Origin of the sequence: Butyrivibrio sp. MC2021, from assembly GCF_000621605.1 — a bacterium.
Classification (GTDB): Bacteria; Bacillota; Clostridia; order Lachnospirales; family Lachnospiraceae; genus Butyrivibrio.
Window position 1 is genome coordinate 172,568 of sequence record NZ_JHXX01000002.1, and the last position, 14,883, is coordinate 187,450.

General features: G+C 38.6%; 12 protein-coding genes. 11 read left to right on the forward strand and 1 reads right to left on the reverse strand.

Annotation, left to right across the window (positions count from 1 at the left end):
• Window positions 1-97: 97 nt before the first annotated feature.
• The 8 genes from T359_RS0106715 to T359_RS0106750 all read left to right on the forward strand — a co-directional run bounded on the left by T359_RS0106715 (window position 98) and on the right by T359_RS0106750 (window position 8,887).
• Window positions 98-433 carry a hypothetical protein gene (locus tag T359_RS0106715; RefSeq protein WP_155840026.1) on the forward strand — a complete coding sequence of 112 codons (336 nt, stop codon included), beginning with the start codon at window positions 98-100 and terminating at the stop codon, window positions 431-433.
• 22 nt (window positions 434-455) lie between these two features.
• Complete coding sequence (locus T359_RS0106720; RefSeq protein ID WP_026516801.1) at window positions 456-1,499, forward strand: type II TA system antitoxin MqsA family protein; 1,044 nt, start codon at window positions 456-458, stop codon at window positions 1,497-1,499.
• A gap of 41 nt (window positions 1,500-1,540) precedes the next feature.
• The gene (locus T359_RS0106725; RefSeq protein ID WP_026516802.1) at window positions 1,541-2,854 is read left to right on the forward strand and encodes an AbiH family protein; all 1,314 of its coding nucleotides are present in this window, start codon (window positions 1,541-1,543) and stop codon (window positions 2,852-2,854) included.
• A gap of 55 nt (window positions 2,855-2,909) precedes the next feature.
• On the forward strand, window positions 2,910-3,797 hold the full coding sequence (locus T359_RS0106730; protein WP_026516803.1) for a J domain-containing protein: 888 nt from the start codon (window positions 2,910-2,912) through the stop codon (window positions 3,795-3,797).
• Between the two features lie 7 nt (window positions 3,798-3,804).
• On the forward strand, window positions 3,805-3,990 hold the full coding sequence (locus tag T359_RS0106735; protein ID WP_026516804.1) for a hypothetical protein: 186 nt from the start codon (window positions 3,805-3,807) through the stop codon (window positions 3,988-3,990).
• 121 nt (window positions 3,991-4,111) lie between these two features.
• On the forward strand, window positions 4,112-5,110 hold the full coding sequence (locus tag T359_RS0106740; RefSeq protein ID WP_051545056.1) for an HNH endonuclease: 999 nt from the start codon (window positions 4,112-4,114) through the stop codon (window positions 5,108-5,110).
• A 37-nt stretch (window positions 5,111-5,147) separates the two neighbouring features.
• The gene (locus T359_RS0106745) at window positions 5,148-8,297 is read left to right on the forward strand and encodes a DUF3427 domain-containing protein (protein ID WP_026516806.1); all 3,150 of its coding nucleotides are present in this window, start codon (window positions 5,148-5,150) and stop codon (window positions 8,295-8,297) included.
• The gene (locus T359_RS0106750) at window positions 8,294-8,887 is read left to right on the forward strand and encodes a class I SAM-dependent methyltransferase (protein ID WP_081795447.1); all 594 of its coding nucleotides are present in this window, start codon (window positions 8,294-8,296) and stop codon (window positions 8,885-8,887) included. The genes T359_RS0106745 and T359_RS0106750 overlap by 4 nt, the downstream gene beginning before the upstream one ends.
• A 307-nt stretch (window positions 8,888-9,194) precedes the next feature.
• Here the strand turns inward: T359_RS0106750 and T359_RS0106755 are convergent, their stop codons facing one another.
• Entirely contained in the window at window positions 9,195-10,841 is a 1,647-nt protein-coding gene (locus T359_RS0106755; RefSeq protein ID WP_155840028.1) for a DUF2075 domain-containing protein, read from the reverse strand.
• 150 nt (window positions 10,842-10,991) lie between these two features.
• On the opposite strand from T359_RS0106755, the gene T359_RS0106760 reads away from it, so the two are divergent.
• The 3 genes from T359_RS0106760 to T359_RS0106770 all read left to right on the forward strand — a co-directional run bounded on the left by T359_RS0106760 (window position 10,992) and on the right by T359_RS0106770 (window position 14,810).
• Window positions 10,992-11,312 (forward strand): nucleotide pyrophosphohydrolase, encoded by a 321-nt coding sequence (locus T359_RS0106760; RefSeq protein WP_026516809.1) that lies wholly within the window; start codon window positions 10,992-10,994, stop codon window positions 11,310-11,312.
• Between the two features lie 395 nt (window positions 11,313-11,707).
• Window positions 11,708-13,774 (forward strand): hypothetical protein, encoded by a 2,067-nt coding sequence (locus tag T359_RS0106765; RefSeq protein WP_026516810.1) that lies wholly within the window; start codon window positions 11,708-11,710, stop codon window positions 13,772-13,774.
• 433 nt (window positions 13,775-14,207) lie between these two features.
• Window positions 14,208-14,810 (forward strand): nuclease-related domain-containing protein, encoded by a 603-nt coding sequence (locus tag T359_RS0106770; protein ID WP_035783899.1) that lies wholly within the window; start codon window positions 14,208-14,210, stop codon window positions 14,808-14,810.
• Window positions 14,811-14,883: the final 73 nt, after the last annotated feature.

Consider the following 14,883-nt stretch of genomic DNA (forward strand, 5'->3'; position numbering starts at 1 on the left):
TTGATAGAATAACATAAAGGGGGTGTTTAATATTTTTCTTAGTACACAGTCGAAAAAAAGAGAAGTAATTGCTTTCCTGGAAGAGCTAAATGAACTTTTGGGAAAAGAGGATTTTAATATAGATTCTGATCTTACACTGATAAAAAAGAAAAAAATAGATGATGAAGAACACTCTACACCATACACATTGTTAGATTTAGATTATGATACAAGTGATGTGGTCGAGAGACTCAAAGAATTATCAGTTTCAGAGTATTCTGAGACAAAGATTGATATCGATGACTTGAATCCACCACTGTTGTTTGTTTTTGGAAAAGATATTAACGGAAAACTTATATATGTAAAAAGTAAGATTAAGGGGGAGCAGAAGCGGCGCGTGATATGTGTGTCATTCCATTATGCAAGGGATTCCATGAAGTTTCCATATGCATAAGGGAAAGGAAAGGAGGGAAACTATGGAGGCGAGTACACTAATTAGAAAGGTACATATGGATTGTCCATTATGCGACAAAATACATGAGGTTGAGGAAAGAAAGCGCTTTGCTACAATCACTCTGAAAGGTGATAAAGTAACCTATGAAGAGAGATTTTATTTTTGCGCTAATTCGGATGAGGAAGAAAATGAATTTGAAACTGGATCTATGACAAATGAGAATCTTCTAAATGCAAGAAATGCCTATCGAGTTAAGCACGGATTACTTACTTCTGATGAAATTGTGGCTATAAGAGAGAGTTATGGATTATCTCAAGTAGATTTGGCAAGACTACTCGGATGGGGAGAAGCTACGATTTCGCGATATGAGAGCAAGGCAATTCAAGATGAAGCATATGATACTATGTTACGTTTGATTAAAGATAATCCGCTACAAGCTTTGGATTTTTTGAAGAAAAATGCTGATAAATTTCCAAGCGTAAAGAGATTTGAAGTGAGATCAAAAATAGTAGAAAAGTTGGATTCCTATGGAAAGGAATACCTGACACGACAAGCATTTGAAGGTGAGTATGTGAGTTTTGAAGAGCCATCTGATTCAAATGGCTTTGTTTTGTTAAACATTGATAAGCTTGAGGCGGCAATTTCTTATATTGCTGAGGAGGTATCAAATCTTTTTAAAGTAAAGCTAATGAAAATGCTTTGGTACGCGGATGCATTATCATGTAAAGAGAATGGATATGCAATTACTGGACTGGTATATAGACACAATGAAATGGGGGCACTTCCTATTGGACATTATAGTCTTATGAATCTTGAAAACTTGAATGTTCACGAGGAAGTAAGTATCAATTATGATTCTATGCTTCATATTTATCCTACAAAGGGTATGGATTATAGTGTGTTGAGCAATGAAGATAAAAAGGCTTTAGATGCTGTAATAAAGAAGTTCAAGAATTATAAAGCTCAAGAGATAGTTGACTACATGCATGAAGAAAAAGCTTATTGCGAAACAAAGCCCGGAGATATTATTCCGTTTTCGCTGGCAAAAGAAATAAGGAATTTTTGAAAGTCGAAAGATAATATTTGAACATGGAGGAGAAAGCTTTTATGGGGAGTAAGCTTTTGATTTTAGGAAATGGATTTGATTTGGCCCATAATCTTCCAACAAAGTATGAACACTTTTTAGATTTTGCTAAGTTGGCAATGAAAATCTATGGATACGAAAAAAAGGAAGAGGAACTTGATATATTTAAAAGTGATGTTAATGGTTGGATGGGACATGATTTTCTGAAAAAAGAGTTGATAAGGCTGTTCGGCATAAGAACGGTAAAAATAAATTTAGATCCTAATAGTGATGTTGAAGACCAATATGTAAGTGTTTCAGATTGTAGACTGGATAAGTTTCATGAATGCCTAGTGCATAATATTTGGTATAGATATATTAATAAACTATATTGCTATAAAAAAATGCGAGGAGAAAACTGGATTGATTTTGAAACTGAAATTTCTGAAATAATTAAATTCATTGATGAGCGATATAATAGCATTAATGAACCATTTTTAAATATATACAGAGAAATGAAGTTCAATAATAGTGTGGAGGATAAGTTTTCAGATTTTACTTATGTTCTTGATGCATATTGGGAATTAAATGATTCTGTTGGTTCATTTAATACGTACAAGGGGGCTTCATTAGCTTCGATAAGTTCAGTTCGGGATAGATTATATAAAGATTTAGAACAGTTAATTGTGGCCTTTGAAATTTATCTTACTGAGTTTGTTGAAACTATACCTATTATTGACAAATTAAATGTCATTTCTGAAATAAAGCCTGATTATGTAATAACATTTAACTATACCAAGACGTATGAAAAGATATATGGAATAGAAACGCCTGTGTGCCATATTCATGGTTGTTGTGAAAAAGATCGCTCAGAAGATGATAATAACATGGTTATAGGTATCGATAAGTATAGCATGGATAATGGTAATGAAACTGATTATTTTGCCATATTTAAGAAGTATATCCAGAGGATTAGGAAACGCAATGATGTAACCTATTCAGTTTGGTCTGATAAGATGAGAAAAAATTATCAAAAATACTCGGATAGTATAGAAAATGGGATAGATGTAGAGTCGGTTGTCTTAAATGTACATATTCCATCATATGCCTTTAAAATTCCTAAGAAAGCCTTTTCTGACGTATATACTTTTGGGCATTCATTGGACGTGACAGATAAAGATGTGTTAGAAAGGTTTTTAATACCAAATTATACAAGACTTCATATATTTGCTGTGGATAGGGCTGATGAGGGTAAGCTTATTACAAATCTGCTCAGCATAGCAGGGGAGTCTGTTGTGATTGAAAAATCAACAATTTCTCCCCCAATGATTGAGTTCTTGCCGTGTAAGTCAAAATAATACCAAGTATGAAAAGCTTATGTATTAAGATTTTTGAATAAAGGGCATTAGTGCAGTGACACTTAAAGAAGCATACAAGATACTTGGCGTATCCAAAGAGAATACCGACAGGGAGATCAAGGCGAAGTACAAGAAACTCCTCATCATGTACCATCCGGACTCAGATCCCACCGGGAAAAGAGATCCCGAAGATGATGACAAAATTCGCCTTGTCATTGAGGCTTACAGGAAGATCAGAGAGTCTGAGGGTGAGCCTTATTTTGATACCTACGAGTTCACCTGGGATGCTATGGAAAATAAGGATGCATATGCCCAGCGAAATATCTTCTTCCAGTTCAAGATCTATGACGAAGCCCTGCCACCCTCCAAAATGGCCAGAGGCAGATTCGTATGGGATCCCGACATGGAGGAGTTCCATCTCTTTGCAAAAAGCGTTCTCGAGGCCTGCAAAGAGACAATATCAGGCCGGGATATCATCCAAGAGCCGGATATAGTAAAGAACATCTTCCACCTCATGATGCAGGAGTATGTCCTTCCCGCAGATGCCGCCAGGAAGATCGGCAAGAAGATCCGGCAGGAGGGCGACTGTGAGGTATATTCCTTCTCCGGTTTTATCAAAAAAGAACCCGGAAGCAGCCTTGGATCTGCACCTGCCTCTGCCACGCCCTTAACCATCTACCTTCGTGAGGACAGAGCAGTGGTGGAAGAGCTTGTCACCGGCAGGATCCTTGGCACTATCTCCTTCGACGAAGATGAGCTGTACTATGTGGTGCTGCCCCTCCTTGAAGATCCCCAGGTGGAGGCCCGGGTGGCCATAACCAAAGTCGAGACTGTTCGCCGGGGAAAAGAGCGGGTGGTGGTTGCCATAGAACTGGCTATACCCACAGGGCTGACGGATAGGCCCGTGATTAATGGGAAGTTGATAAAAAAATTGTTGAGGTGAGACTACTATGTGGATAATAAAACAGATATTTGACGGAGACTTTGGCTGCGAGGAACTCGCTCCCGGAGAGAAACCCAAGGTTTCTGTGACACTGGAAAATGAGGATGGTCAGACGAAGATGGTTTCGGTGGAAGATCAGTGGCTTACGGAGATAGGACTGGATGTAGGCAGTGTTTGGCCGGTAGATGAATGATTCGTCTCTATTTTTCTTTATATTATGATTGCGAAAAATGTGGATGAAGCACATTAAAATTTGTGATTAATTAAGATGTGTTTTATTGAAGTGATATCAATGCAGAGATTATAATTAGTATATGGCTGCAGGATACTTGTTAAAAGAAGCAAACTTCATAGACAGACCGCTCTCAGATGATGAGATGTGGTCTGCTTTTGCATACCTTTTTTCAAGTAAGTCTGTGAATGATACGAGCTATAAGTTTGGATTTTTAAAAGCTATTATCGATAATCTTTACAATACTGACAGCAAGCTTATTCTTACATTTGATCAGTTATTTGCTAAGTTTACTGAAATATATTGGAATTTGGTTCTGAAGCACCATATCAGGCAGAAAAATCCAGGAAAGCTGAATCGTCAATCTGAGTTAGAAAAAGCATTAATCTATGGGAAAGAGAAGTATGGGATACTTGAGGATATTCCATTTGAGAGTCTTATTAATGATATGCAAATAGATATATGCCATAAGGTAAAAATGAAGTGTAAGGAAAATGTTGTAGGTGCTCTATATGCTGACTTGGGAGGATTGTTTTATTCTTTTTCTAAAAGTGGAGAATGGATTCAGATCAATCCAAGGATGTATGAATTTGTTTGTAAGCATAAGGTGGCTATTGAGAAATTAAACTACTACGAATGGGCAAAGTTTCTTGAAAAGGTTAATGAGGACAGTGCGGTTGATCATCTTCTTAGCAAGATAGATGAAAGCACAATGAGGACTCGCAGCAGCCTTGCATATTATAGGGATATTCTGTTTGAAGAATTTGAAAATAAATGTTTCTATTGTGGAAAGCCTGTTACAAAAAGAAGTGTTGAGGTTGATCATTTTATTCCGTGGTCATTTATAAAGGATGACCAAATTTGGAATTTTGTTCTCGCTTGTCCTGAGTGTAACAATAGAAAACGTGACAAATTGGCCCAGGTAGATTTTTTAAATAAGATATCTGATCGTAATGAAATTTTGATAGAAAGAGATCATAGTAGTGAAGCAGACTCAGCGAGACGTATAAAAATGATTTATGACTGGGCAAAGAAAAATGGATATAACGAGATATGGACTCCAAAGAAGACTACAGTATAAGCAACTGGTAATTACTATGTACAGATGAGGGAATCGTATGTTAGAACCCGGATTATATGAACAGGTCATAAATAAACAGATACAGTCTGAACTGCAAGGATCCTCAGAGGATTTAAAGCTTATAGATAAAATAGACGGGGCTGAAGCGTCAGAGGTATTAGCTCGCTATGTCTCTGAAATTGTTCACAAGGCGTTGGATCGCATATCAGAGGATGGAGATCTTGCTGCAAAGGTCAATCTTGTCAATAAAGTAGTTGGTCTGATTTCTAGTGACGCGGAAATGGATGACCTTAAAGAAATGGCAGTTGCTGAAAATGCGGAACAATTATTGGCGCTGTTATCTGAGTCAGATCCTATGTACAGGATTGGACAGAAGAAGGCTAAGGATATTGTGCGTCCTGAGACTTCTGTGGCACAGAGCAGCTTATTTACTGGCGCAATCCATGAACCACAGATGTACTCTGAATTGAAAAAGGAAATGCAGACTGCGGATCGCATAGATATGTTAGTCTCTTTTATAAAATGGAGTGGACTTAGGCTTCTATTCGAAGACCTTAAGAACTTCGTTGATAGAGGCGGAGAGCTCAGGATTATCACAACTTCTTACATGGGAGCAACAGATATTAAGGCCATTGAGGAACTTAGCAAGCTTCCCAATACGGATGTGCGCATTTCTTATGATACTAAACGCACAAGACTTCATGCAAAAGCTTATATTTTCTATCGTAGGACTGGATTTACCACAGCATATGTTGGTTCTTCCAATATGTCTAATGTGGCAATGTCTAGTGGCCTTGAGTGGAATATTAAGGTTACCACCAAGGATATGGAACCTACTATCAAAAAGATTGCTGCGACCTTTGACAGCTACTGGAATTCTTCCAATTTTGAACCCTATAGTGCGGATAGTTACGACAAACTTAAAAAGGCTCTTAATGCTGAAAAATATGGTGAAATCAAAGCTGGATATGGATTTATTGTTGATGTGAATCCTTATCCTTATCAACAGGAGATTCTCGATAGGCTTGATGCTGAGAGAGTGATCCGTGGAAGATATAAGAACCTTGTTGTTGCTGCGACAGGTACTGGAAAGACTCTGGTTGCTGCTTTTGATTACCGGAGATACTGTAAGAGAAAACCTGGAAAGCGAAACACACTTCTTTTTGTAGTACATAGAGAAGAGATTTTGAGGCAAAGCAGAGAAGTGTTCAGGGCGGTCCTCAAGGATCCCAACTTTGGAGAGCTTTATGTAGGTGGAGAAAAGCCAGAAAGCTTGGACTACCTCTTTGTTTCAATTCAAACTGTAGCTTCTCAGAAAATATATGATCTGCTATCTCCTGATTATTATGATTTTATTGTTGTAGATGAATTCCATCATGCTGCAGCACCGACATATCAAGGTCTTCTGAGTTCTTTTACGCCGAAGATATTACTTGGACTTACTGCAACTCCTGAAAGAATGGATGGTAAGGATGTTCTTGAATACTTTGATGGACGCATAGCTGCGGAGATCAGGCTTTCAGAAGCTATAGAGAGAAAGCTTCTTTGTCCATTCCAGTATTTTGGCGTATCTGATGAAACAGATTTATCTCAGATAAAATGGGTGAGAGGCGGCTATGATAAGAGCGAACTTAGCAATCTCTTTTCCATGAACAGAGTAGTCGCATTAAAACGTGTAAATCACATAATCAACTCTCTGAACCGCTATATTACTGACATGGACAAGGTTCATGGACTGGGATTCTGTGTCTCTATTGAGCATGCGAGATTTATGAGCGAATGCTTCAATGAGAGAGGGATTCCTTCTATTGCGCTGACTTCAGACTCATCTGATATAGAGAGGGCTAGTGCGAAGGCAAAGCTTTTATCGGGAGAAATCAAATATATATTCGTTGTGGACCTATATAATGAAGGAATTGATATTCCGGAGGTAGATACTGTACTTTTCTTAAGACCTACAGAGTCGTTAACTATCTTCCTGCAGCAGCTTGGAAGAGGACTTCGTCTGTCTGAAGGAAAGGAATGCTTGACAGTGCTTGATTTCATTGGTCAGGCCAATAAGAAATACAACTTTGAAGAGAAGTTTTCTGCGCTACTTGCCAACACTAAGCATAGCGTTCAATACGAGATAAAGCATGGATTTACAGCGCTTCCAAAGGGGTGCTATATCCAACTTGAAAAGAAAGCTTCCCAGGTGATCCTGAATAATATTAGACAGTCCTTTGATACCAGAGCAGGACTTATTTCAAGAATTGAGACATTTACTGAAGACAGCGGAAAAGAGCTTAACCTTCGGAACTTTTTACGCTATTATCATTTGAATGTTTTCAGCATTTATGCCAAATATTCTTTTGCAAGATTATGTGCAGATGCAGGCGTAATCAGTGACTTCAGTGAGCCAATTGAAGAGAAACTTACAAAAGCGTTTGCGAAGTTTGCTGCTGTGGATTCCTACAGATGGATACAGTTTTTGGTTGATATCTTACCTAAACTTTCTGAAACAAATATAGATGCTTTACCAGCAGAAGAAAAGCGTATGCTTCAGATGTTCTATGTGACTGTATGGTTTGAAGCAGTAGAGGATTGGAATGCTCCAAAGGTAAGGCAGAATTTAGATGATCTTTGCAATAGTAAAGTTATGCTCTCTGAGCTGATTGAACTTTTATCATATAACCTGGAAACGATCGATGTTGTAGGTGGCAGAGTAGATCTGGGATTTGACTGTCCCCTTGATCTTCACTGTACATATACCCGCGATCAGATTCTGGTTGCCATGGACTTCATAAAGCCCAATACTGTGAGAGAAGGAACCAAGTGGCTTCCTGACAAAAACGCAGATGTATTCTTTGTGACGCTGAATAAGTCAGACAAGGATTATTCTCCAACAACTATGTATGAAGATTATTCCATAAACGAAGAGCTTTTCCATTGGCAGAGTCAGAGTACGACTTCCGATACCTCGCCTACCGGCCAAAGGTACATTAACCATATGCGCGAAGAAAGTAAGGTACTGCTTTTCGTGAGAGAATTTAAGAAAGACATAGCAGGTGCGGCTCCGTATACATATCTTGGAACAGCTAAATACGTGAGCCATTATGGCAGCAGGCCTATGAGCATTACATGGCATTTGGATAATCCTATACCTGCTAAATACATCAAGCAAACAAGTAAATTGGAAGTTGGATGAGTATGAATGATGTAAATGTAGAATACTACAACGAGAACGCCGACGCTTTCTTTGCGGGGAGCGTCGGCGCAGATATGTCCTATATGAGAGATAAGTTTATTTCTTTTGTTCCTGCTGGATCAAGTATTCTTGATGCCGGTTGCGGAAGCGGAAGAGATAGCAAGGCTTTTTTGGATGCAGGGTATGAAGTTACTCCTTTTGATGCATCTACAGAGATGTGCAAACGTGCTACAGAGCATATCGGCAGAGAGGTTTTAAATCTTCGTTTTGAAGAGATGACATTTGATGGAGAATTCGATGCTGTCTGGGCCTGCGCTTCTCTTTTGCATGTTCCCGTAAATGAACTTCCGGAGATCATGAAGAAGATGAACAAAGCCCTTAATGACGGCGGAATTATGTACGCTTCCTTCAAATATGGTGAAGGAACTAAGATGCGTGGAGACCGCAAGTTCAGTGACTTCAATGAGAAGAGTGTGGTTCCGCTATTCGAAAAAGCAGGCTTTACCATACTTGTTAATGAGATAAGCACGGATTGTAGGCCCGGAAGGGATGACGAGAAGTGGATAAATGTAATTGCAAAAAGAAAGTAAGCTTAAAATGGGGAAAAAAGGGATTTTTATTGCTGCTGAGGACTATTGGAACGATCATCACTGAGAAAATTAAATAAATATATTGCTAACGCAAAGAGCGTCCCTTGGCATCGGTGAAACGTAAGTCACCCTCGCTGTGGACGCTCTTAATAATTTTTTTCCTGATCTTCGATGAAGCGAAAGCCATCTGAACCAGCCCCTCTCATAAGAAAAACTAATAACTAAGGTGAAGCTTAAGCCACCGTTGCTTTGTATTTTTTTATCTGATTATTTATACGAACGAAAATGGTTTTGTGGCAAAAGATTTTTAATCAATAAATCTCCTGAAATACTCCCTGGTCGCATCATCGCAAACATACACATAGGTCCCTTTGATGCCCCTGGTAAGCAGCACATAGTAAATGTTCTTGATATACAGATCAAGCTCTTCATCAGTGGCAGACTGCTTTCCGCGTTTATCAAAGTATGTGCTCTTATTTGTTTTAAGAAGGCCTGTATTGCTGTCATAATACAGGTCTTTTCCTATGATCACGAAGGCATAGTTAAGGTCATAGCCTGCAATAGTGTGAATGCAGCCTACTTCGTCGATGGCACCGTCACTGTTAACCCAGTTGTTGAGACAGTGGTTCCATCTTTTGTTTACACCCTCAATACTGATATCGTAAGCGGTGGGATCGTTCTTGGTTTTCCATTCCCAGGCGTAGCCTGCCAACATACGGCAAAGCTCAAGCTCTTTTTCCTTTTGATATAAAAGGTCGTTAAAAAGCCTGAAGGAATCAAACATCTTAAAGTCATAATTATCAAAAGTCTTTTTCTCTTTTGCTTCCCCATGTAAAACAGCATTTACATAGTTGATATATTCGTCACCGCCCTGGACACGCATCTGCATGCGAAGGAAATGGGTGGTATACGCAGTTATCCTGTCAGTGAAGTTCTTCTTAAGAGTGGCCCGGACTTTTTCATTGAAGATCTCAATGGTAGTGCCGGAGGGACCTGATAACTGCTCGGGATCATAGAAGAACACAGGAGTCTTGGCTATGGTAAGGATCCAGTCAAGCTCTGTGGCATCGGTTGGGAGACCAAGCTTTTTATTGTTATTGTCATGTGCCTGATAGCCGACGATGCTTCTTCTGACCTGGAGCTTCTGGGCTTCATCAACAAAGATGATATCCCAGGAGCCTTTTTTGACTGCTTCTGAAGCTCCCATGACATCTTTGGCTGCGAGGCCTTCGATCTTTTTGAAAAGACTCTTAAGTGTGGACCTGAGAGAGGTCTGTGGGATGATGAGAGCCATTTTTTTATCAGCAAAAAGCTTCTTGCCGGAATGAGGATCCTCATAATCTCTAAGGTATTTCATAAGATATACGGCAACGATGGTCTTGCCGGTTCCGGGACGGCCGTTTACTGTGATGGGGATATTTTTGCCGGCAAGGATTTCTGAAATGATATCGCTTGCCAGCTGCTTCTGGTCTCTGTTCAGCTCTTTAAAAGGAGAGTACTTGTAGAATTCACTGTTTCTGATGTGCTCAAGGGTGTGATCCGCAAGCTTGCAGCTACGAAGCTCTTCCCATAACTCATTGAAGCAATCGTCGTAGGAAGACTTTTCATAATAGTCTTTATTGGCAATACCATCATTTTTGTTGGTTATGACAAACTTCCCATCGGCTGCGATGAACTGAATGAGTTTGGACTCATAATCAAAAGTCACAGACTGATTGAACTGATCGGAGTATATAAAATGGACCTGATTAAAGATCTTTTTCTCAGGATTCTGATAATGCTGGCGCATGCGCTCGGTGACGTTGGTGGATTCACCGATATAGACTTTGTCTCCATTCTCTAGGATATAGAGCATAGGCCAGTTGCCGAGATATCCCTGATCTCCGTAGCTGTTGCTGGGGAAGGGATGACCGGAAATTATATACAGTTTTTCGCCAGTTGCTGAATTAGTCATTGAGTGCCTGCTTTCCTGAAAATAGAGATATTAACTATATTTAAAATGATAACATTTTTAACGATGCTACGAAAGTTTGGGGTAACGTCAGGTTTCATGCGTGTTATACTAGTGATGAAATTCAAATATGCTTGAAAGTGAGATAACGAGATGACTTTTGAAGAGACATGCGAAAGAATCGCCAGATTTACTGAGGAACGCGACTGGGATCAATTCCATACGCCCGAGAACCTGGCTAAATCCATAGTGATAGAGGCGGGAGAGCTTCTGGAGTGCTTCCAGTGGAGTCCTGATGCAGATGAGGAAGCACTTAAGGAAGAGCTGGCTGATGTGATGAACTATTGCATACAGATGGCCCAGAAGAAAGGCTTTGATATATGCGAGATCCTGAACAGCAAGATTGATAAGAATGAAAAGAAGTATCCTGTTGAGAAAAGCAAGGGGATAAGCACTAAGTACGATAAGCTGTAAGAAGTGCTTTTGATTCGAATTGAATAGATGTAGCATATAACGCAAAGAGCGTCCCTTGGCATCGGTGAAACGTAAGTCACCCTAGCTGTGGACGCTCTTTATATAATTTTTTTCTGATCTTCGATGAAGCGAAAGCCATTTAAACCAGTCCCTATAATAAAACAAAATAACTTATGTGATGCATGCGATATCATTAGAAATTTTTTATATTTTAATGAGATTATTACCTGAGAAAATATTCAGCAAACAAGTAAATAGGAAGTTGAATGAGTTTGAAAAATAAAACTGCGTAAATATGCATGAGAAGGGCGATTTTCCCTTGAAACGTAAATTGTGATTGTTGTATCATTATCTTGTTTGTGAAAAAACAAAATAAGTGTTTGGGGGTAGTAAAAATGATAAGTGAACAGTGTAAACTATTGGCTAGTGTTGCTGTTGTAAAAGGACTCAGTGACACAAATATGGGAATTTATGATGTTTTAGAAGAATTTATTAAAAATGTAATAATACATTACAATTTTAATTCTTTTTCTGTGGAAGAAATGACGGGAGCATTGAATGATAGTTTTGGATTTAAATTGCCGCCATCTATAATCAAGCAGTGCATAAGACATATGGATGTTGTAACTAGAGATGGTAAGGATAGTTATATTTGCGAGCCTGCTAAGATATCTTCAAAGATTTCATTAGGCAAAGGACAGTCTACAACGGTATTAGAGTCTATTGATGATTCTACTAAGAGAAATAATCAGCTTTTAGATAAGCTCTGTAAATATATAGAAAAGTGCGAGAATAGGCCACTGTCTGAAAATGAACAAAAAAATTATAAAAACTCCTTTTGTGATTATCTGATGGATAATAATTGGCTTAATGTTAAAGAACTTACATACTTTAACAATTTTATTCTTTCAATCGAAGACAATGAGGAGCTAAAAGACATTCTCAACGATCTGAAAGAAGGTGTCATTCTTTATGAGGGTGTTCGTTATTGCGGAGACTTAAGCGAACTGGGTTCGTGGAAGACAAATCTAACTCTTGTATGTGACACGGAAGTACTATTTTCTTTATGCGGATATAATGATAAGGCGTCACAGGAATCATGTGCTCAGCTGGAAGAGTATATTAAAGAGATAAATAAAAAAGGCAAAAAGATTTCATTTTGTTATTTTCCAGAGACCAGAGAGGAGTTAAATAGTCACTTCAAGAAAGCGAAAGATATCCTTGCTGGAAAGGATATTCTTGACCCCACCAAACAAGCAATGGTTCAAATATTGGATGGATGCTCCAGGTTCAGTGATATTGAGTTTAAGCGGGCGGGAATATTTGCTAAACTGCGTGCAAAGGATATCCATCAGATCGATAGGGACTTCTATGATGTTAGTAACGAGGATAACAAGACATATAATTTAGAGTCTTTGGACATAAAGGATAAGTATGCTTCTGTTTGGGGATATAGTCCAGAAGCAATTTTAAATAGTGCCAAGATACTGAGTCATATAAATATATTACGAAAAGCGGAGAGTAAAAAAGGCTTTGAGAATTGCAAATACATATTTTTAACGGCAACAAATAAGACTTTAAGGTTGTCAGCTTCTCCGGAATTTGTTAAAAACGGAGAGGTGCCGCTTGCTACAACTTATGACTTTTTGATAAACCATTTCTGGTTCAAGCTGAACAAGGGCTTTGGAAATGGCAATAAACCGAGAACAGTTGATATGATAATGAATGCTAGGAATGTACTTTTCGGTATTATACAAAGCAAGGCCTCAGATGGTTATGATCAGTTCAAAGAAAGTATTGGAAAGGTCTCTGAAGATGGCACAAAGATTGATGCAAGCTATTATGCTTCGATTAGTGCGGAATTTCGGAGTGTTTTGAGGCAGCCTGAGGACCTTACTCCCGAGAATGTATATGATGCAATTGCTTTTCTTGATAATTGGGATCTTGATGAAGCTATGCGTAGAAAAGAAGCGCAGGATCTTGAAGTTATAGAGAAAAACGGAATCATAGCTGAGAAAGATAAAGAACTGGCAGAGCAAAAAGCACAGTTACAAGCTGCTGAGGAGGAGAAACAAAAGTACGAAGATACTATAAGCGATAGAGAAAAGCAGATTGAGATGGTAAATAATGAAAAACAAAAATTGATTGACGATGCGAAAAAGGAGAAAGAAGAAAAAGACGAACTTGTAGATAGAATTAAGAAGCTAGAGGGCAGCGAGAAGAAAAGAAAGGAAAGAAATAGAAAAATATTTATAGGTATTATTATTACTGCTATAGTAATGTGCTTGATTGGTTTTATAATTCTATATGGGTATGGAACATATTATGATAAAGCATGGGCAAAAGTTACTGGAGCTATATTGGGATTAACAGATGTTGTTAGTATGTTAATAGCCGTTGTTAAATTTATTTTTTCAAAAAGAAACTCTAGTCAAGATGAAAAGTACAATAAGGCTGCCTGAGGAAATAAGCATAAACACAGAAAGGTCAAAAGTATTAAAATGAGGCTGTAATTTTTTGAGGGACCATTATGGGAATAGCTGCCTATTACTGTAAACAATCTGTGATAAAATGCTTATGATAAGAATTGAATAACTGTAGTTTTCAACGCAAAGAGCGTCCCTTGGCATCGGTGAAACACTCGTCACCCTAGCTGTGGACGCTCTTCATAATTGTTTTTCCTGATTTTCGATGAAGCGAAAGCCATCTGAACCAGTCCCTCTCATAAGAAAACCTAATAACTAAGGTGAAGCTTAAGCCACCGTTGCTTTGTATTTTCTTATCTGATTATTTATACGAATGAAATTTGAGTTGTGGCAAAAGATATTTAAAAGTTTTTTGGTACAATGGAATGGAACCAGAGAATGAGGTGGGGGAAGGTATATCGTGGGAATAATGTTTGCTTTCATTTCTCTTTTATTCATAGCTCTTTTAATTGCACTTGTAACCGTTGCTATTTCCAAAGGTAAGCTTCCCTATAACTTTGAATCACCTGAGAAGCGCGCCGGTAGGTATGGTGAGCGCTTTGCTACGCAGATCATTGGAGAAATACTGAAGGAGAATGACACTCTTTTAACCAATCTGCATATAGTGGCAGCAGGCAAGCAGTGCGAGCTCGACAATGTGGTTATCAATAATCGAGGCGTTTTTATCATTGAAGTGAAGAACTATACCGGAGAGCTATTTGGCGAGGAGGATGATGAGCAGTGGATCAAGAACAAGATAACGCTGGGAGGCTCTTTTTACCAGGAAACCATAAGGAATCCCATTAAGCAGGTTAACCGCCAGATCTACATTACGTCTCAGTATCTGAAGGAGTACGGCCTGGATACATGGGTAGAGGGATATGTGTTCTTTGTGGAGATGAATAGTCCTGTTGTCAGTAAGCGAGTGCTGGTAACCCAGAAGGATATTGATGATGCCATTCATTATGGGTATAACAATAAGCTTACGGTGGATAAGAAGAATAAGATAGTTGAGCTGCTAAAAATGAAATAAAATCCAACGCAAAGAGCGTCCATTGGCATCGGTGAAACGTAAGTCACCCTAGCTGTGGACGCTCTTATTTTTT

Bases quoted from the DNA above. Each gene is read 5' to 3' on its own strand.
- T359_RS0106735 (WP_026516804.1), top strand. From the start codon at position 3,805: ATGTGGATAATAAAACAGATATTTGACGGAGACTTTGGCTGCGAGGAA.
- T359_RS0106770 (WP_035783899.1), top strand. From the start codon at position 14,208: ATGTTTGCTTTCATTTCTCTTTTATTCATAGCTCTTTTAATTGCACTT.
- T359_RS0106765 (WP_026516810.1), top strand. From the start codon at position 11,708: ATGATAAGTGAACAGTGTAAACTATTGGCTAGTGTTGCTGTTGTAAAA.
- T359_RS0106755 (WP_155840028.1), bottom strand. From the start codon at position 10,841: ATGACTAATTCAGCAACTGGCGAAAAACTGTATATAATTTCCGGTCAT.
- T359_RS0106760 (WP_026516809.1), top strand. From the start codon at position 10,992: ATGACTTTTGAAGAGACATGCGAAAGAATCGCCAGATTTACTGAGGAA.
- T359_RS0106725 (WP_026516802.1), top strand. From the start codon at position 1,541: ATGGGGAGTAAGCTTTTGATTTTAGGAAATGGATTTGATTTGGCCCAT.
- T359_RS0106740 (WP_051545056.1), top strand. From the start codon at position 4,112: ATGGCTGCAGGATACTTGTTAAAAGAAGCAAACTTCATAGACAGACCG.
- T359_RS0106720 (WP_026516801.1), top strand. From the start codon at position 456: ATGGAGGCGAGTACACTAATTAGAAAGGTACATATGGATTGTCCATTA.
- T359_RS0106745 (WP_026516806.1), top strand. From the start codon at position 5,148: ATGTTAGAACCCGGATTATATGAACAGGTCATAAATAAACAGATACAG.
- T359_RS0106750 (WP_081795447.1), top strand. From the start codon at position 8,294: ATGAGTATGAATGATGTAAATGTAGAATACTACAACGAGAACGCCGAC.